This is a genomic window from Roseibium sp. RKSG952, from assembly GCF_009711355.1.
The window spans coordinates 1-16,723 of the sequence record NZ_SMMF01000847.1; the positions used below are offsets into that span (position 1 = coordinate 1).

Annotated in this window: 20 protein-coding genes and 1 pseudogene; 3 read left to right on the top strand and 18 right to left on the bottom strand. The window is 59.6% G+C overall.

The window, feature by feature from the left end; all coding sequences use genetic code 11:
• Positions 1-217: 217 nt before the first annotated feature.
• The 17 genes from E1297_RS10195 to E1297_RS10275 form a co-directional block, all read right to left on the bottom strand.
• Positions 218-652, bottom strand: coding sequence for a DUF6362 family protein (locus E1297_RS10195; protein WP_155137555.1), 435 nt, complete (start codon positions 650-652; stop codon positions 218-220).
• Positions 645-854 (bottom strand): hypothetical protein, encoded by a 210-nt coding sequence (locus E1297_RS10200; protein WP_155137557.1) that lies wholly within the window; start codon positions 852-854, stop codon positions 645-647. Before E1297_RS10200 ends, E1297_RS10195 begins: the two co-directional genes overlap by 8 nt.
• Positions 851-1,372 carry a crossover junction endodeoxyribonuclease RuvC gene (locus E1297_RS10205; protein ID WP_209015740.1) on the bottom strand — a complete coding sequence of 174 codons (522 nt, stop codon included), beginning with the start codon at positions 1,370-1,372 and terminating at the stop codon, positions 851-853. The genes E1297_RS10200 and E1297_RS10205 overlap by 4 nt, the downstream gene beginning before the upstream one ends.
• A 54-nt stretch (positions 1,373-1,426) precedes the next feature.
• Positions 1,427-1,753, bottom strand: coding sequence for a hypothetical protein (locus E1297_RS10210; protein ID WP_155137562.1), 327 nt, complete (start codon positions 1,751-1,753; stop codon positions 1,427-1,429).
• The gene (locus E1297_RS10215; protein WP_155137565.1) at positions 1,750-4,152 is read right to left on the bottom strand and encodes an AAA family ATPase; all 2,403 of its coding nucleotides are present in this window, start codon (positions 4,150-4,152) and stop codon (positions 1,750-1,752) included. Before E1297_RS10215 ends, E1297_RS10210 begins: the two co-directional genes overlap by 4 nt.
• Positions 4,149-4,916, bottom strand: a complete 768-nt coding sequence (locus tag E1297_RS10220; RefSeq protein WP_155137568.1) for a hypothetical protein — start codon at positions 4,914-4,916, stop codon at positions 4,149-4,151. Before E1297_RS10220 ends, E1297_RS10215 begins: the two co-directional genes overlap by 4 nt.
• Positions 4,916-5,128, bottom strand: a complete 213-nt coding sequence (locus E1297_RS10225) for a DUF6511 domain-containing protein (RefSeq protein ID WP_155137571.1) — start codon at positions 5,126-5,128, stop codon at positions 4,916-4,918. Before E1297_RS10225 ends, E1297_RS10220 begins: the two co-directional genes overlap by 1 nt.
• Complete coding sequence (locus tag E1297_RS10230) at positions 5,121-5,336, bottom strand: hypothetical protein (RefSeq protein WP_155137574.1); 216 nt, start codon at positions 5,334-5,336, stop codon at positions 5,121-5,123. The genes E1297_RS10225 and E1297_RS10230 overlap by 8 nt, the downstream gene beginning before the upstream one ends.
• A complete protein-coding gene (locus E1297_RS10235) occupies positions 5,333-7,024 on the bottom strand; it encodes a DEAD/DEAH box helicase (protein ID WP_155137577.1) in 1,692 nt (563 codons plus the stop codon). Before E1297_RS10235 ends, E1297_RS10230 begins: the two co-directional genes overlap by 4 nt.
• 15 nt (positions 7,025-7,039) lie before the next feature.
• The gene (locus E1297_RS10240) at positions 7,040-7,654 is read right to left on the bottom strand and encodes a hypothetical protein (RefSeq protein ID WP_155137580.1); all 615 of its coding nucleotides are present in this window, start codon (positions 7,652-7,654) and stop codon (positions 7,040-7,042) included.
• Between the two features lie 19 nt (positions 7,655-7,673).
• The gene (locus E1297_RS10245) at positions 7,674-8,555 is read right to left on the bottom strand and encodes an ATP-binding protein (protein WP_155137583.1); all 882 of its coding nucleotides are present in this window, start codon (positions 8,553-8,555) and stop codon (positions 7,674-7,676) included.
• Complete coding sequence (locus E1297_RS10250; protein ID WP_155137586.1) at positions 8,552-9,070, bottom strand: hypothetical protein; 519 nt, start codon at positions 9,068-9,070, stop codon at positions 8,552-8,554. Before E1297_RS10250 ends, E1297_RS10245 begins: the two co-directional genes overlap by 4 nt.
• A gap of 12 nt (positions 9,071-9,082) precedes the next feature.
• Positions 9,083-9,472, bottom strand: a complete 390-nt coding sequence (locus E1297_RS10255) for a hypothetical protein (protein ID WP_196223267.1) — start codon at positions 9,470-9,472, stop codon at positions 9,083-9,085.
• Positions 9,472-9,666: a hypothetical protein gene (locus tag E1297_RS10260; RefSeq protein ID WP_155137606.1), complete on the bottom strand. Its 195-nt coding sequence runs from the start codon at positions 9,664-9,666 to the stop codon at positions 9,472-9,474. The genes E1297_RS10255 and E1297_RS10260 overlap by 1 nt, the downstream gene beginning before the upstream one ends.
• Positions 9,667-9,751: 85 nt before the next feature.
• Complete coding sequence (locus E1297_RS10265; RefSeq protein ID WP_209015739.1) at positions 9,752-10,372, bottom strand: RNA polymerase sigma factor; 621 nt, start codon at positions 10,370-10,372, stop codon at positions 9,752-9,754.
• Between the two features lie 547 nt (positions 10,373-10,919).
• Complete coding sequence (locus E1297_RS10270) at positions 10,920-11,195, bottom strand: hypothetical protein (RefSeq protein WP_155137592.1); 276 nt, start codon at positions 11,193-11,195, stop codon at positions 10,920-10,922.
• The gene (locus E1297_RS10275) at positions 11,162-13,150 is read right to left on the bottom strand and encodes a hypothetical protein (RefSeq protein WP_155137595.1); all 1,989 of its coding nucleotides are present in this window, start codon (positions 13,148-13,150) and stop codon (positions 11,162-11,164) included. Before E1297_RS10275 ends, E1297_RS10270 begins: the two co-directional genes overlap by 34 nt.
• Before the next feature lie 376 nt (positions 13,151-13,526).
• On the opposite strand from E1297_RS10275, the gene E1297_RS10280 reads away from it, so the two are divergent.
• Genes E1297_RS10280 through E1297_RS10290 form a run of 3 tightly spaced genes read left to right on the top strand, consistent with a single transcriptional unit; the run spans position 13,527 to position 15,687 of the window.
• On the top strand, positions 13,527-13,982 hold the full coding sequence (locus tag E1297_RS10280) for a DUF2924 domain-containing protein (protein ID WP_155137598.1): 456 nt from the start codon (positions 13,527-13,529) through the stop codon (positions 13,980-13,982).
• Positions 13,979-15,304, top strand: a complete 1,326-nt coding sequence (locus E1297_RS10285) for a recombinase family protein (protein ID WP_155137600.1) — start codon at positions 13,979-13,981, stop codon at positions 15,302-15,304. Before E1297_RS10280 ends, E1297_RS10285 begins: the two co-directional genes overlap by 4 nt.
• Positions 15,304-15,687 carry a hypothetical protein gene (locus E1297_RS10290; protein WP_155137603.1) on the top strand — a complete coding sequence of 128 codons (384 nt, stop codon included), beginning with the start codon at positions 15,304-15,306 and terminating at the stop codon, positions 15,685-15,687. Before E1297_RS10285 ends, E1297_RS10290 begins: the two co-directional genes overlap by 1 nt.
• A 25-nt stretch (positions 15,688-15,712) precedes the next feature.
• Here E1297_RS10290 and E1297_RS49105 read toward each other — a convergent pair.
• Positions 15,713-16,723 (bottom strand): annotated as a pseudogene (locus E1297_RS49105) (hypothetical protein); the annotation flags it as partial.

Below are 16,723 nucleotides of genomic sequence, written 5' to 3' on the forward strand. Positions count from 1 at the left end.
GCGCTGCGCCCCCCAGCATACATTTTCGGCCGGAAAGGAACCATAAAATCAATGGCTTGGCTGTTCAGGTGAACTTCGTCAACCGCGGCGGATCGTCCGGACGCATGTTTCGAAGCATGGCTCGATTTGTAGCAAAAACCGGGTGATCTGTCTCGCCTTGCGATGTCTCACGGAAAATTGTCTCACGCCACCAAAAGGACTTGACAGCCGCATGTTTTTACTTGCCGGAAACCGGAGCCCGTGAGATCACGAATTCCATGGATCGTTTGCCCGGTACATGCCTTCCGTTCAGCCGCCAGACGATGAGTGCGATGGCGTAGCGCCAGCGCCGGTTCGCGGTCGCCCGGCTTATGCCGAGTTCCCAGCAGATGGGCTTCCACGGTGTACGGTTGGCGCGCAGCCACACAAGCCGGGCATCGTCCTTGTCCAGCCATTGCAGCCACAACGCGGCTTCCTCGGCCCGGGAGATCTGGCCGGGCGAGGGCAAGGGACGGCACATCCGGGGTGTCTGGCTGACCTTGTCCGCAAAGCTGTGAAGGTAGTCCGGCCAGGCATTGAAGAAACCGGGGGCACGGACATGCGGAAATGTCCGAAAGACCGAGGCTGCCGCTTCAAGACGTTCCTCCACCATTGCCGTCGTCCAGTCAGTCATGCTGTGGTCTCCCCGGATGATTGCCGCCTTGCCGCTTGCCGTAAAGCCGCTCGCCGAGCTGGCGGACCAGCTCTCGTTCCGGCCATGTCAGACGGTCGTCGTCGGCCGAGATGGCAAGCAGTCCCTGTTCCTTCCAGCCGTCACGCTTGACCTCTTCGGGAGATCTGCGGCGGCCGCCATAGCCTTTCGGGTAGAAACTCATGCGATGCCTCCCCGGGTTTCCAGCACCCATTGGAGGAGCGCGATGGCATCGGCCTCGTTGTCGTCTGCGGGGCTGAAGCCGCGGTTCAGGGCGGCTTCCATCATGGCGGTCTTGCTTGCGTTTCCCTTGCCGGTTGCGTGTTTCTTGATCGTGCCGACCGGGACACCCTGATAGGGCACACCCCGCAGTTCCGCCCATGCGGTGAGCGTTGCCATAAGGCCGCCAAACACATGCGCCGCATCGGTTCCAGCATGGCGGCGGACTTCTTCGAACCAGATTGCCGTGATCGGGCCGGAGAGCCGTTCCAGCTCGCTCAGCCAGTTGGTGAACCGGAGATAGCGCATGCCGCCACCGTCGAAGCGTCCGGGCTTGAAGCTGACCGTGCCACTGGTGATCAGTCCGTCCGGTGCGCGCAGGGCCCAGCCCGTGGTTGTGCCAAGATCGAGCGCCAGCAATGTGCGCTGGAGGGTAAACGCAGGTGGCACGTTCTGGATGGTGTTCTGATTGGGGTGGGTCATGGTCTGGTCGGCCATCGGCGTTCTCCTTTTGTAATTGGCTGATTGAGGGTTTGATTAAGCCAGACTGCGGCCCGAGAAATTGCCCAGGGGTAGGTGGTGGCTCTCCCCGCCTGTAGCGGGGAGGGCACCTACCCCTTTAGGGGTGACTTTTATGAAATCTGGAATCTGGCGCAGGTCACTGAATTTGTTAGGCAATTCCAGATTGAGGAACAGATTTCGGAAACACCTTTCCAAAATCTGGTAAGATCTCTCCAAGTCCTTGAAAACAAGTGAAAAAAGCCAGATTCCAGATTTTGCCGAAATTTCAGATTTTGCAAAATCTGGCCAGATTTCGGAATCCCGACCCCAGATTGTGGAGGACAAAACGGCTGGTTTCATCATGCGTCCTCCACCTCCCGATAGACCCATAGGGACGGGTTTTCGACGGGCAGAACCGCACCGGTCTGTGGGCATTTGTAGTGGCTGGGCAGGACGTCGATCAGTTCCGGAATGACCTCTCCGGTGCTTCTATCGACATGCTCCCGGCCGGTCGCAAGACGCATGTTCTCAACGCAAAGATACCCGTATTTGCTCCGCTCAGCCGCCAGATTCAGCGCCGTCGCACCGGCCCCGCGAACGAACTTTACATACCCTTTAGTGGTCAGCACATTCAGCCGTTCACGGATGATCGATTGCCCGCCAAGCCCCCCGGTGTTCTCGAAAGTTTCAGCGAAATGGGTCATCGTGTACATCCGGCCCTGAAGCGCTTCTTCCTGCAGCAGGCCGCAGATCACCTCGCCCTTGCGATCCCGTTCGGCATCGTGCTTCGCGCCAACGTCCCTGCGCACCAGCCGCTCGTTCATCGGGTTCAGCTCGACCCATTTTCCGTCGACCTTGTCGATCAGTTTTGGTGGCAGTGCGGGACCGTTCCTGAGTTCGACCTGCAGCTTGCGTTCCGGCGCTTCCTCGTCGGGCCGGTGCAGGATCAGGCCTGTGCTATAAAACCCGCGCAGGGCGCTTGCTCCGGAAAGCGCCAGAAACGGATCCTCGGACAGCTGCTGTTTGGAAAGCTTCTTGGTGTGATGGACCAGAACGACACCACAATCCGGATTGATGTGGGCCCTCAATGCCTCCACCCGTTCCTTCAGGAAGAACATCATGGCGCTGTTGTCGTTTTCTCCCGCACCCTCCGGCCCACCATCAAACAGGTTGCGTATCGGGTCGATGCACAGGATGTCGGGCGGGGCGTCGGGGAAGGCGCGGGTGATGGCAGCCGCAACGCGCGTGCACCCCTTGTCATCAAGGATGAGATCAAGCCTGGGCGTGGCGACAAGCGTGTCCCGGGCGGCTTTGAGAACGCCGGGGCCAAGACCTGTCGACTGCATGCGCTCACGCAAATAGTGATACTGGATCTCGGCCTGGAGATAGAAGATCCGGAGAGGCCGTGGTGGTCGAAAGCCGAGGAAGGGGGTCCCGGCCGCCATGTGCACCAGCCACGTGATCAGCAGATCGCTCTTGCCGACCTTTGGTGCGCCACCCAGCACCAGGAGCCCGCCCGGGGTGAGAATGCGTGGCGCGATGATGTCCTCCGGCATGGGGCTGGTGTCATCCAGCAAGGCGCCAAGCGTGAAGGCGGGCATGTCGTCAGGAGCGGGTGCGCCGGTATCAAGGCGGATCAGGGGCGGTCCGTTGCGGGAGACATGCCGGTTCCAGAGACGTTCCGATTCCCGCTTGAGCCGTTCGACCGGCCATTGCGGCCGCAGCATTGCGGCATTGTATCCGCAGATGCCGTCCCAGCCGTCCTGCTTGCTCATGCGGCCTTCATGCACCATCCGGATGAAATGGCCGATGGCCGCAGAGGCACCTTCAAATCGGGACCAGTCGTCCTGACCGGCTTCCCGCACCGGATGGGTCAGCACATCATCGATTTCGGGTTTGCCGTGCTTCAGGAAATCCGGTGTGAGGGAAATGCCCGGTGCAGGTGGCATGCCCGTGACCGCCTCGGCGAATTCGGCAAGATCGTGCTCAAGATGGGCGTTGAGTTCCACGATCCGCACCAGTGTCTTGAGATTGTTCTTGTAGTAGACGCTGCCGGCAATGCGGATCGGCTGATGGGCGGACCGGAAATGCATGTCCCCGCCAGCCTTTGCTGCTATGTCACCTCGTAACCGGCATAGCAGTTTGATATCAGTATCTTCTGCCGGTTCGTTCAACTTCCACCAGATGTGAAGCTTGTTCTGTCCTTGAGGTGTGACACCGCCACTCTCAACAACCATGGTGGGCGGACCGAGGTGACGTTCGAGATGTGCGCGTTTGGCGGCAATGTCGCCGGTGTCGAGGTCGGTCACGATTGTCTGCATCCGCAGAATGTCTTCGGCCTTTGCCTGACCTGTCTCGCGGACGGTTCCGGGAATGACATAGACAGCTGCTCCTTCACGGGCCGCCCAGCTTGCGAATGTGGTCATCCGGGATCCGGTATCGTGATCGGCCGCCAGCCAGATGTTGTGCGGCCGTCCGTCGATGCCCTGACCCTTGTCGATGAAACTGCGGACCGGGATCAAACCTTCGCAAAAGCCGAAGACGATCTCCATGAAGGTTACGATCTGTTCCGGGTCCGGTTCATCGCCGAACACGTCCACGGGTGGCTGCCTGCCCGTGGAATCCCGCCAGGGATTGAAGTGCAGCAGGTTGTCGTCTTGTGCGTCCTTGCTGCTGTCCGGGCCGTTTTCGTCCTGATCCGCAGTCTCGGCATTTTCGTGATTTTCCGGATCTTCCGGAGTGTCATCAAAATCGTCACTCATCGATTCAGCTCCCAGCAGCGGCCGGCATAGGCGCAGAACCGGCATTGATGAAAATCGGGGGAAGCGGCAATCCGGGGCAGCAATTCGCCTGCTCGGGTAGCCCGCAGGATGCGGACCCCGCGGTCCGACATGCGCTGTGCAAGGTCTGCGTCGAAGGGGACCAGCTCGTGATGAAGCTCGGCAGTGTCCTTGTTGATCGCGGTAAAAAGGGCAGGATGACTGGATATGCCCGGAATTTGCGGTTCCATGTAAGCCTGATAGAGCGCCATCTGGGCCGCATAGACAGGCTTTGAGACCGTAACGCCGTCCTTGACGCAGGCCCGCCAGTTCCGGGCGTTCATGGTCTTGCATTCCCACAATACAGGCACTGGCAGGTTCACGGCCGCAGGAGCCGCCAAGATGATGCCGTCGACATGGCCGCGAATGTGTCCGTCTGCGACGGAAAACCCGTATTGATCGCTGTCAGGACTTTTTTCCTTTCGGGTTCTCAGATCAAACCCGGCCTGCCGGAGCCAGCGGATGGCCAGATCCTCGAGCGCGTGCCCGATCGCAAAGATCCTGAGGGTCTTGCCGTTGAACCCGGCGCCTTGATCTTTTGGGGCTTGCGCGAACTCGAATTGCAGAGCCCGCTCGCAAGCGTGTCCGAGCCGGGAGCCGCCGAGATAGGGTCTCGGGGCTTTCCGCCTGTTTTTGTCGACAAGGCTTTCATCAATGATTGCATTGATTTGGTCCTCAATCGTCAAGCGCTTGTTGAAGTCGAGCATCAAAACGGGATCTCCTGATCTGCATGAGGTGTTCTGGCCATCTCCGCCATGGCACAGCGGAACCCGTCGACCGCAGCCTCGACGAGGATCCAGACCTGCAATTCCGACAGGGCGCCCAGCGGGGTCTGCCAGCCGATCTGGTCCATGATTTCCGCGACCGGTTTGACGGCTTCGCGAATGGCGGCCTGTTCCTGTTCGGTGAGATCAATCATGGTGAATGGCCCACCCGAAAGTTGCGTCCAGAAACACTGACAGGCTCTGGAACAGAACCAGGCAGAAGGCCGGGGCCGTTTCGTGCGGCAAGGGTCCGACCAGCCAAATCCATGTGCGGGTTGCAGGCAGACCGCGCAGAGCCTGCCACGCGGCTGCCAGAGCCGAAGCCGGGTGGCGGAGGATGGTTCGAGTGAGGTCATGGATCATGCAGCCCTCCTGTCTGGCGTCGCCACGGTTTCGATCAGCTGGCGAATGGCGCGTTTGTTGAATGTGAAGGTCATCAGCGCGGAAGCGTGGTAACGGGTAAGCCCGAAATCCTGCCGGAAGGCCGGTGGCAGAAACGCGAGTTGCCTGTCTGTGGCGGGTTGTTTCAGCCAGCTCTTGGTCTTGAACGCGCTTTCGTCGGTTTCGCGGGTGTTGAGCCAGTCATCGGCCTGCGCGAGACACACGGTCCGCTCGCCGATGCCCAGATGGTGCGGGGCGTCTCCTTTGGTGCCGCCGACTGCGTACCAAAGACCGTCCAGCCAGAAGACCCCGCCCCAGGCGTTGAAACCGGTGGCCATGAGGGCGTCTTCGGTGCCGAACAGATCAACCCATGCAAAACTCGATCGCTCAAGAAGATCGATCTCCGTCATCATGAACCCGGTCAGGTCAGAAGGTGCGGCGTGCCGACCGTCTTTCGATGCCTCGTCCAGAAAGGCTTCACCGCAGATCGGGCATTCGCGTGAGGCCAAAGGTATGTCCGCCGCGCAGGACGGGCAGGTCTTCATCGGTGCCTCGCCGGAGGCCGGTTTGCCATCCAGATCGGCATCCTGTTCCAGCGTGCCGTGCAGCAGGCTGGATGTGCCGAAGTCGAGCACGATGCAGTCGGTCTTGAGGATGCCCGGATGTTCCAGTGGATCGACCGTTCGGAGCCCGCGGCCCACCATCTGGATCATGGTCGATTTATACGAACTGGGCCTGAGCAGGATCACGCAGGAGGTCGGCGGATGATCCCAGCCTTCCGTCAATACCGATACGTTCACGATCACACGGGTCTTGCCCGTGCCATAGTCATCAAGCAGGGCCTTGCGGGTCTCAGCCGACAGGTCGCCATGGATCAGGGACGCGGCAACACCGGCTTTTGCAAATGCCTCGCTCACATGCCTTGCATGTGCGACCGTGGAACAGAACACCACCGTTTGGCGGTTCGCCGCCTTCTCCTTCCAGTGCCGGATGACCTCATCGGTCACCGGTGCCCGGTCCATGATGCCGGCGACTTCCGTCATATCGAAATCGGCTGAGGTTTTGCGCAAGGTTTTCAGCGCGCCCTGAATGCCTGTATCAATCACGAACGTGCGCGGTGGCACGTGATGTCCGGAGGCGATCAGCTCCCCGATCCGGATCTGGTCGGCCACATTGTCAAAGACCGCGCGCAGGCCTTTTCGGTCTCCCCGGTTGGGAGTTGCAGTCACACCGTAGATCCGGCAGCCGGGATTGCGGTCGAGAGCTGTGTCGATGATGCGGCGGTAGCTGCCGGCAGCAGCATGATGGGCCTCATCGATGACCAAAAGGTCGAGCGCAGGCATCTCCGCGAGGTTGGATGCACGTGCCAGTGTGGGCACCATCGCGAATGTGGTCTGGCCGCCCCAGGACTTGGTGTTGGCATCGACGATAGACGTCGAGATTTTCGGGTTGACCCGAGCAAATTTGGCCCGGTTCTGGCTGGTCAGCTCGTCTCGGTGGGCAAGCACGCAGGCCCTGGCTTGTGTTGATCCGATAATTTGCCCGGTTGCAGCGGACAACATGACGGTTTTGCCTGATCCGGTCGGGGAGATGCCAAGGGTGTTTCCATGTTTGCCGAGCGCGCAGACGCTGCGCTCGACAAAGGTTTTTTGACGGGGTCTCAATCGCATGGGCATTCTCCCGCTCTATTGCGCCCAGCTCGGACGCCCGGTGAGGGCGGGGCCGCCGGGAGACGGGCTGGAGGGAGCAGGTCCGGCAGAGGTCTGCTGCGTGGCTTGCCCCGCCGCACCCAAGGGCAGGGAGGCGGTACCCATGACCTCCGCATAAGCCTTGTGATCCGGGGTGATGGCAGCGCGGATTTCGTTTTTCTCATCTCCGTTCACATCGGTGCCGGTGTCGATCCGGGCGGCAAACTCAAGCCCGTCGAGATCGGCAAATCCGGAAATGCGGCGTGCGGTTTGTGCCTGCGCGGACTGGTCCTTGTCGGAAATTCCCCTTGCGGAATTGAGCATGCCGCGTATGAGGGCCCGGCCCATGTTGGTCCAGTCCGGTCCTTTGGGGCTGTAGAGTCCGATCAGCGTGAAAATCTTGCGGCGGGCGTATGGCCCTTCAAGCACAGTGAATTCGGCATTCAGATAAACCGCGCCGGATGCGCCGCGCGTCGCATAACCGCCCGTCCAGCCTTGCGATGCATCGTCGAACCCGCCGGGCCGGATGGTAAGCCGCACCTTGGCAAGTGTGCCTTTGGGGATGATGTTTGTGTTGCTGCGCGCGTCATTGAAATCGGTCCAGGATCCCATGGGGAACCTCCTTTTCTGATCAGGATTGCGGTTGGGATTGGTTGTCGGCCGCCGGATCGGCGGGCGGCGGGGCGTATGTCAGCCGGTCGGCCGCCGGTGTTCCGGGCGTCCGGATCTTCGCCATCAGGCGGCCGAGATGGGGTTCCTCAACCTGGGCCAATCGGCCCGAGCGGTCCTTGGCCGGAAAGCCCCAGGGATTGATCGTCTGGCAGACAAAGGCGCGATACGGATCGCCGCCATCGGACTTCAATTCCGCCATGGTGATCACCTCATCGACGATCCCCGGCAGCTCGAGCCCGGTCTTCGAGCCATCAATCTGCGGCTGGAACAGCTTGCGATTGAAGTCGTCGAGCTTCTCGTCAAGAATGCCGACAAACCAGACGTTCCTCGCCCTTGTGTGCTGCAGATGGGTCAGCCAGGCGATCATCTCGCGGCCATGAAGACCATAAGCCCCCCGAATGTCCGGCTTGCCGGTTTTCTCCGACAGCGCCTCGGGCTGGCCCTTGCACCATCCGAAACACAGCCGCCCGGCAACCGTGATCGAGTCCACGAAGATCGTGTCGTAGCGATCCAGTGCTGCCGGATCTCCGAAACGATCACAAACGGCCTTGAAATGGGCTTCGCTGTAGACCTGATCGTCACGGAGCGCCGGGTTGGCGCCGCCGATAAAGACGGCGAAATCCCGGCAATCGGTCCATGTGCGTGGCCGGATGGTGTCGCCTGTCCATCCCTCGATGGCGAGGTCTCCGGCTTCGAGATCCATGAACAGGGTCGTTTCCGGAGCAAGTGTCCAGAGTAAGGAGGTCTTGCCGATACCGCTCGGCCCGAAGATGCAGCCTTTTACACCCCGTGGTTCGGCCAGCCGCTGATCGGCGGAAATGATCGGGAGCGCGCCGGTCATGCGGGCACCTCGGGGTGTGCAGAGACAGTCCCGGCAGCCTTGCCATCGACAAGCGCGATCTTGAGGGTGCCGGTTCCAACCGTTCGGGCATCCTCAAAGGCCGAGCGGATATGGGCAGGCCAGGCCACATATTTGCGCTCCGGCACCTTGTAGGTCTGATCGACATACTCACCCGGATTGCCGCCTTCCAGGCGAATACGCTCGGCCAGAAGAGCGAGCTTTTTCTGGTCCCAGTCCACCCGTTTCGGCAGATCGGCGACAACCGTCATGCCGTCATCATCGAAGCGGACAGTTCCTGTATCTTTCCGGAGCCGCTGCCGCTCGCCCAAGGCCCGGTCGGCATATCGAAGGGTGAGGGCTGAATCGAACCGGGTCTTGAGTTGCCTTAGACGGGAAATCTCTGCGCTGAGGTCGTCTTGCAGGCGGGCCAGATGGCGTGTGGGCAAGTCTGCGATCCCGGCCGGTGTCATGCCGGAAAGCTGGTCAAGATCAGGCTTGTTGTCTGGAAAAGGCATGAATGGTCGTCCTCAGTTTGATGCGGTTGGAGAGGGGGATGAGGCAAGGGGAGCGGTGTTCCCGGGCACAAGGTCGGAAAAGGGAATGACCGGAACTTTGGCTTTTGGCCTTGCGACGGCGATGTAGGAAAACCGCTCTTCGCCGATGCGTTTCTGCAAGAGATGCACAAGGTCCTGTTCGGCCGCCCAAAAGGCCCGGGTTCCAAGCCGTTGCAACTCCTTGCGCGCCGCATCTGTCAGGCGCGAGAACATCGGATAGGCATCCAGCGCCAGAAACCCGCGATGATATTCCAGCCGGTCTCCGGGCGTTGATTGGGCAATCCAGGCGCAGAAGGCGATTTCCGTGACGGGCTCGCGCGTGGTTGTTGTGGTCGTGGGGACATGGGGATGGCCGGGCCGCATCAGTCCGCCTCCGATGGGGCTGGTGCGAACTCCTTGACATAAACCGCCAAAAGGGGCGTTCCGTCAGTATGGGACCCGGCGTCCTCAATCTGGTAGTTTGTGTTGGATTGACAGATTTCGGCCAGTTCCCAGCGCCGGTAGAGCCCCGGGAGCCGCGTGAAATCTTCGGGCGGCAGATCGGCATTGTGCTTCATGCATGAGTGCTTTCTGTTGGTGTAGAAGCGCTCGTTGGCGCTCAATCCGGAAAAGCCGGATGCGCGACCGGAATGGGACATCGGCTCAGGAAGTTTTTTCGAGGGCTTCGCGCAGCCGGTGCATCGCGCGCTGGTACCGCTTGCGTGCAGCTGCCTCGGTCAGGCCCAGCTCGACAGCAGCCTCGGCTTGTGAGAAACCCTCGATGGCGACGCGGCAAACCAGCAAGGCGTCCTTGCCGAACTGCTCGCGAACGGCCCCGTAAAGGCGCATGTAACCGGTTGCGCCGATCCCGAATTTGGTGCATCCGGCCATCTCATCCGGGTCGCGGCTGCTGGCGAGTTTTTCGCGCGCGATGTCGCGTTGACGAGCCCGGATCATGTCTCGCTCGATATTGCGCAGGACAGTGGCTGCGATCGAATTGACACGTTTGAGGTCGAGTCCGCGTACCTTTTCCGTGGTCCTGGCCAAAAGGTCGGAGGCGATTTCGTCGTCGGTACCAAGTCTGCGCGACAAGGACCGGCGCCGGATGGCATCAAGACCGGGCCAAAGTGCCAACAACAACAATGTCAGTGCGCATTCGGATGCTGGATCATCGGCCTGCGCAGTCTCGACCAAGGCCGCGAGGATCCGGTTCTTCTGCACTTGATCGCCTGTGGTTGCATGCAGCCTGTCCAGCAAGGATGCCGGATCACGGAAGGGTGACACCGCATCCTTTGTGTGCCGAACGGTGTCAAAGCACCGTTGAAAGGGAAGTCTGGATGATGAAACAGTGAGGTGATCACGTATCGCGTGCCACGTAATAGACATCGGACGCCTGCCTTGCGGCCAGGCGTCCGGCGCCTTTTGATGGCCAGGTCAGGACGTCGCGCGTCTCTGTATTTTCAGAAGGTGAGGTGGATGCGCGTCAGCGCGCGGGGGCAGTCATGTGGTTCAACGTTTCGCAACCCCGGCAGCTGGCCTGAACCGGAAAGCCCACGAGATACTCGTGGGCCCGCCCAAACCGCAGGTGCATCCGGCCGTCCCGGCAAACGCCAAGCAGCTTGTTACACCGCGTGCAGCGCCATTCCTTGTTCAAGGTAGCGGTTCTGGTCTTTGCTGCAGCAATGCAACTCGCCGGAACTGACGGTTGTACTTGGAGGGGTGTCGGCATGAAAAAGCTCCTCTAGGTGGAGCCCTTTCAATAATCAGCGGTTTGTTAGACCGTCCCCCATATTATGTTAGACCGTTGTTAGACGGAGCCCTCGATCGGGGTTCAGGCGGCGTCTTCGGCCGGGGCTTCGGTCGCCATTTCATCGACCAGCAAGCGCCAGTAGCCGCGTTTTGCTCCCTTGGCGATGTAGACGTCGCGGATGCTGTCCCAGGTCTCCTTTCGGAAAGCATGGTGTGGGCTGTGCGACCCCAATCCGTCCATCAGTTCCTTGACTTGAACATCGGGGTTACCCGTCTTGGCGGCAGCCACCAGACGAGCGAACAGGGTAATCTGATCCGCCCCTGTCAGGGGCAGGGAATCCTTTCCAGGGATGTGCAAACTCGCCGATTGCTTGCCTGACGCAGGACCTGCGCTGTCGCGCCACCTCGTGCCAGAGATCGGTTGGTGCGGTAGGCAAGTTCGAGCGCATCCCTTGAGACAACGGCATCGTCTGTTCCCGGCGACAGGCAGGAAGTCACAGGGATGACCAGGTTCGGACCGAGAAATCCGGGCCCCTCCGTACCGGCGGACAATACGATTCCCACACCAGCAGCATTGCGCGCACGCATCAGCAGATCCAGCCGTGTAACTGTCTTCAGTTCATTCAGGCGGCGGGCGAAGTAGATCGGAACATCTGCGCCGTCGATTCGCATCGAGCCCAACATCGACAGGTCCGTATGAATTATCTCGGCTGCGAGCTTGTTCATCGCCGGTTTCAGGAGGCCTGTCACGGTTTCGTGCAGCCACTCCCGTTTGATCTGGTACATTTCGAGATCCGATGAGGGAAACAAGCCGCCGTCCTTGCCGAAAGCGCCTACAAGGCGTGATGTGCCCTGAATTCCGGATGGTTTGACGACCGCTTCGCCACCCATATCGTCATCATCGATGAGCACGATGTCCTGGCGCCGCCGCCGGTCCAGAAGACCGCCCATCAGCATTTGGTCCGGAAAAAGGCCGAGTTCCCGTAGATGTTGCCCGCTGACATTATCTTCAGGCCGGTCGTGAAGCATGATCAGTTGAGGGAAGATATTGCGCAGATCGGTGGACTCGATCTGCTTGAATGCGCTGAGAATGCCCCAGTCCTTGAGCAACGCAAAACCAAGATTGCGCTCATTCGGGTCCTTGTTGCTCTGCAGGTTGCAGCTCTTGGGTCCCGAGATGGTGATGTTGAGCGTGCGCACCTTGCTGTCGCCGGTTCGATTATACGTCACCGCAATCCCGATGCGGCTGAAACCGTCCGCGCGCCGAAAGATGTTGAGCGGTTTGAGATACCCGTCGGCAACCTGCTCGATGTCATCGTCTGCTTTCACCTTCAAAAGGAGCTTTCGGCCCCACTCTCCAAGCCGGATTTCGGCCTCAAGAACACGGGCATCGAGAATCTCGTAATCAGAGATGCGGGGGAGATTCAGCCGGAACGAGTTACGAAACCGGGAAAGATTGTAGCGCTTCCAGGTCAATGGCTTCTGCGACACATCCTGGCCAAGCGCCTCCTCGGCAAAAGACCCCGCAATGCCCTGACGCACGACCGGGCTGTTCGCACAGACCTCGATTTGCCGATGGGAGGGCGTGTAGATAAGCGTGGCTTCGTTGGGCGGGCGATAGTAGATCGTGCCCCGCCTCCCGTCATCGCGATGGTCGTGGACACTCGACAATGGTCCGCCATGACGAACGATCAACATGACCGATTGAGGGTGAGCGTCAGTGGCTGGCAGGTCGAGCGCTTTCACGGTGCAGACGGTCTTCAATTGCAAAACCGACGTGATTTTCCGTGCCAACGCAGCCTCGTCGAGCCCGGTTGAATTGAAGGCAACTGCCTTTTTCAATTCGACCTCGTAAGCGTCGTAGAGCTTGCCATAGTCCCGGAATTTCCGCGCGAAATGGAAACTTTCCGCATCCTCAAACGTCTGGCGGGTGTTCAGAAATGTCCAGATGCTCTTGCATAACGGATCGGGTTGGCGATCAAACGCGGTCTGTTCGTCATCGCTGAGTTGCTGGTCGACAATTGCTGTAAGGGAATCAATGCCCTTGCCCTCGGCCATCGCCAGAACACGGCGCGATCGTTGTTCGGTGGGACGCAAATCGTCGGCATCGAACCTTGACAGGATTGTCCGCAGCTCCCGCCGATATTCGTCACAAGCATCGTCATCTGCGAGGTCGGGTAGTTCTGTTGGGAGGCCGAAGTCTGGATCGTTCTCGTCCAAACCCAATGCGAGAACCGCCCTTGCAAGATCAATACGGGCATCCTCGATCAGTTTATAGATATCCGGACCGACCGAAGGTTTCTTGTTCCCCATATAACCACCTCATCGAAAAGCGAATCATAGTTAATTCAACCTAAGGTGATCATGATTGCGCCTATGCAGGCAAATATTCAAATTGGTGAAACGCTTCTTTTGTTCCGGCTGTCCCATATGACGTGTCCGGATGGCTTTTGGGGGATGACGATAACACGCCCGGAGCCGACACAGACATGAAACGCCCGAACCCTCTGCCCGTTGAACAGATGACATCAGCCGAACGGCAAGCCGAATTATGCGGTTTGCTGGCACGGGGGCTCGTTCGTCTTCTGGTTCGGGATGCAAGCGAACTATCTGCAAATGAACCAGAAAGTTCGCTACCCAAACGCCCTTGCGAATGCCGTCATGTCTCTTGCGAACCCCGGAGGGACAAATGAGTGATAACGAGACGGTGCTTGCCCGCTTGGCCGATTTGAAGGCCATGAGTGTCAGGCAGCTCAAGAAAGAGTGGCGCGGATTGTTTGGTACAGCCGCTCCCAACAACAGCCGTACCTTTCTGGAAGCGAGGCTCGCATATCGCATTCAGGAACTGGCCTTTGGCGGACCGGACCGGGCAACAAGGCGTATGCTGGACCTTTTGGCCGACGAGGCAGCGGGGACCGCGGTTCCGCGGCGCCAGATGACCGACATCCGTCTTCCGGTCACAGGTACACGGCTGGTGCGCGAATGGGACGGACAGGAGCACACGGTGACCGTGCTTGCCCGTGGCTTTGAGTGGGAGGGACGGCGTTACAAGTCGCTTTCAGCAGTGGCGCGCGCCATATCCGGGACCAATTGGAACGGGTACCGTTTCTTCGGTTTGCGTACGCGGAAGAAGGAGGCCGGATGATGCGAAAGACCGAAAGCGCCGCCCGCCGCCAGCGCTGCGCCGTATACACACGCAAATCGAGCGAGGAGGGGCTGGACATGGACTTCAACAGCCTTGATGCTCAACGGGAGGCATGTGAGGCCTATGTCGCCAGCCAGCGATCCGAAGGCTGGGTATGCGTCCGGGATCGTTATGATGATGGCGGGGTGTCGGGGGGCACGTTGGACCGGCCGGGGCTCCGGCAGCTCCTCAGCGATATTGAAGGCGGTTTGATTGATGTCGTGGTCGTTTACAAGATCGACCGGCTAAGCCGTTCCTTGATGGACTTTTCCAAGCTGGTCGAGATTTTCGACCGGAACAGCGTAACCTTTGTGAGTATCACCCAGTCGTTCAACACCACAACGTCCATGGGGCGGCTGACCCTGAATATCCTGCTCAGTTTTGCCCAGTTCGAGCGGGAAGTTACCGCCGAACGCATTCGCGACAAGTTCAAGGCTTCGCGAATGAAGGGCATGTGGATGGGAGGAAATGTTCCGCTCGGCTATGATGTCAGGGACCGAAAGCTTGTCATCAACAAGGACGAAGCGGCTCAGGTGCGCAGGATTTTCGAGCGGTTTGCAGAACTGGGTTCGGCTACTGTGCTCGCTCGGGAATTTCGAAGCGAAGGTTTTCGGACGAAGACAGGGACGCTGGCCGACAAGGGGTATCTTTACCGTGTTTTGAAGAACCGGATCTACCGCGGCGAGGCTGTTCACAAGGGCACGGCCTATCCCGGTGAGCATGATGCCATCATTGACGAAAAACTCTGGAACAGGGTTCATGGCATTTTGAAAGTCAATCCGCGAAAGCGGGCCGCCAATACACGTGCCAGGACACCCGCGCTGCTCAAAGGGCTGATCTTTACGGCTACAGGCGTGGCCATGACACCGAGCAGTACAAAAAGCGGCACCCGGCGCTACCGGTATTACGTCTCGATGGATGCGATCCGAAGCCGGGGGATGTCCGACCCGGATATTCCGCAGCGGCTGGCTGCCGATCCGGTGGAATCTGCTGTCGTAAACGAAATGCGCCGGGTCCTCAGACGGCCGGAAACCGCGGCGCAGGTGCTGCGGTTGCTGGAAAAGGACGGACATCCGGTCGCCAGCGCCGATCTGGTCTCGGCCCTCAATCAGTTTGACCAATTGTGGGGCACATTGTTTCCGGCAGAGCAAGCGCGGATTGTCCAGTTTCTGGTCCGGAGGGTGACAGTCACGGCGGAGGGGCTGGTGATTGATCTGCGTATCGATGGCATGCCGGATATGGTGCGCACGATCACCTCGCGAGCAGCACGGAAGGCTGCCTGATGCCCCGATCCGATGTCCCTCTACAGGTTTTTGTGCCGTTCAAGGTTCGAAAGCAGAATGGCCGCCCGAAAATTCTCCCTCCATCCGGACTTGTCCCGGACGAAGATCTTGAACAGGAACCGCATGTCTTGCGGGCGATCGGGATCGCATGGGACTGGAGGCGGCGGCTGGAGGGCGGTGAATTCGGTGCGGTGCGCGACATTGCACGAAAGCTTGACGTGTCATCACGCCATGTCAACCGCCGGCTGCGGTTGGCCTACCTCGCGCCAGCTGTTCTCAAACGGATTGTCTATAAACGCGAAACGCCTGCCGTGACCTTGCTGCAATTGACCGAGATTGCCCTGCTGCCGTGGGAGCAGCAGGAAGAGAAGGTGTTTGGATAGTCTCTGGATGGATGGTCCGAACGGATCACTTTCCAAACCGGCGCATCGTGGCAGCGGCCATCGTCGACCCGACGATGGTGTCCATCAGCGGTATCCGTTTGAGCGCGCGGTCTGTCATCAGACCATAAGCCGATGCGGTCAGGAACCGCCATTTGCGCAGGTCTTCACTGTCCTTGTAGATGAGGGCCGTTTGGAGGAAGCGCCGCGCCCACCACGCCCGGCGTTGTTCGATAAACTTCCACACTTTCGTCTCAAATGCATTTTCTGTCCGGGAGGTTTCAAGCGCCTCCCTGATTTCCCGGCAATCCTCAAACCAGTTCGCCGTAGCCGCATCCAGCATCATGTGCGCTATGTCGTCGAGGATCCAGCGGCCCAGGGCCTGCTTGCTTGCGTCCCGTATCTTCCGGTCCGGGTCCGCATTGTCCAGAAGCTTGCCGAGTTCCGTTTGTTGCGGCCGCAGGGAAGACAGGCCGCAGGCTTTAAGGACATCAAGAAACCCGGGGGAAGGAAGCGTCGCATTTTCAAAACCATCGGCCAGAGCGGCTTCCAGCAGGAGCGTCAGGGTCGGCGGAGTGATTTCACAAGTATCGGTGGCAAGCGACATTTGATTGAGAAGATCTTCTGCGTCGAGCTCGTTCTCCATGGGAACAAGGAAGGCGTCCTTGATGCCGTGGCCGTCCTTGGTCAGCATCATGGCCATTGTCAAATCGGCGTTTTGCTTCAAGAGAACAGCGATCTGCTGTGCGCCGACACCATCGGCAATAGACGCATGGGTACTCAAGATCCGGGCCGGTTCCGGCGTCTTGACGGGCGCGGCCGGCATTTTGCGGCGGACACTCTTGATCAGCTGGTCCAGTGCGGCCCGGCTTTCGCCTGCGGGAAACCATCCCCTGATGACCGGCAGGGAATTTGCCGTTTCGGTGAGGAGGTTGGCCGTTCCGGCCTTCTGCGTCAATCCTGCGATGACGGCAGAGCGAATGGCCTCGTCATTGTTGACCAGCATGTATAAGGCGCAGCGCTCGAGAAACGGATTGTC

Coding starts and splice junctions, on each gene's coding strand:
- E1297_RS10195 (WP_155137555.1), bottom strand. CDS start 652: ATGACTGACTGGACGACGGCAATGGTGGAGGAACGTCTTGAAGCGGCA.
- E1297_RS10200 (WP_155137557.1), bottom strand. CDS start 854: ATGAGTTTCTACCCGAAAGGCTATGGCGGCCGCCGCAGATCTCCCGAA.
- E1297_RS10205 (WP_209015740.1), bottom strand. CDS start 1,372: ATGACCCACCCCAATCAGAACACCATCCAGAACGTGCCACCTGCGTTT.
- E1297_RS10210 (WP_155137562.1), bottom strand. CDS start 1,753: ATGATGAAACCAGCCGTTTTGTCCTCCACAATCTGGGGTCGGGATTCC.
- E1297_RS10215 (WP_155137565.1), bottom strand. CDS start 4,152: ATGAGTGACGATTTTGATGACACTCCGGAAGATCCGGAAAATCACGAA.
- E1297_RS10220 (WP_155137568.1), bottom strand. CDS start 4,916: ATGCTCGACTTCAACAAGCGCTTGACGATTGAGGACCAAATCAATGCA.
- E1297_RS10225 (WP_155137571.1), bottom strand. CDS start 5,128: ATGATTGATCTCACCGAACAGGAACAGGCCGCCATTCGCGAAGCCGTC.
- E1297_RS10230 (WP_155137574.1), bottom strand. CDS start 5,336: ATGATCCATGACCTCACTCGAACCATCCTCCGCCACCCGGCTTCGGCT.
- E1297_RS10235 (WP_155137577.1), bottom strand. CDS start 7,024: ATGCGATTGAGACCCCGTCAAAAAACCTTTGTCGAGCGCAGCGTCTGC.
- E1297_RS10240 (WP_155137580.1), bottom strand. CDS start 7,654: ATGGGATCCTGGACCGATTTCAATGACGCGCGCAGCAACACAAACATC.
- E1297_RS10245 (WP_155137583.1), bottom strand. CDS start 8,555: ATGACCGGCGCGCTCCCGATCATTTCCGCCGATCAGCGGCTGGCCGAA.
- E1297_RS10250 (WP_155137586.1), bottom strand. CDS start 9,070: ATGCCTTTTCCAGACAACAAGCCTGATCTTGACCAGCTTTCCGGCATG.
- E1297_RS10255 (WP_196223267.1), bottom strand. CDS start 9,472: ATGCGGCCCGGCCATCCCCATGTCCCCACGACCACAACAACCACGCGC.
- E1297_RS10260 (WP_155137606.1), bottom strand. CDS start 9,666: ATGAAGCACAATGCCGATCTGCCGCCCGAAGATTTCACGCGGCTCCCG.
- E1297_RS10275 (WP_155137595.1), bottom strand. CDS start 13,150: ATGGGGAACAAGAAACCTTCGGTCGGTCCGGATATCTATAAACTGATC.
- E1297_RS10280 (WP_155137598.1), top strand. CDS start 13,527: ATGAGTGATAACGAGACGGTGCTTGCCCGCTTGGCCGATTTGAAGGCC.
- E1297_RS10285 (WP_155137600.1), top strand. CDS start 13,979: ATGATGCGAAAGACCGAAAGCGCCGCCCGCCGCCAGCGCTGCGCCGTA.
- E1297_RS10290 (WP_155137603.1), top strand. CDS start 15,304: ATGCCCCGATCCGATGTCCCTCTACAGGTTTTTGTGCCGTTCAAGGTT.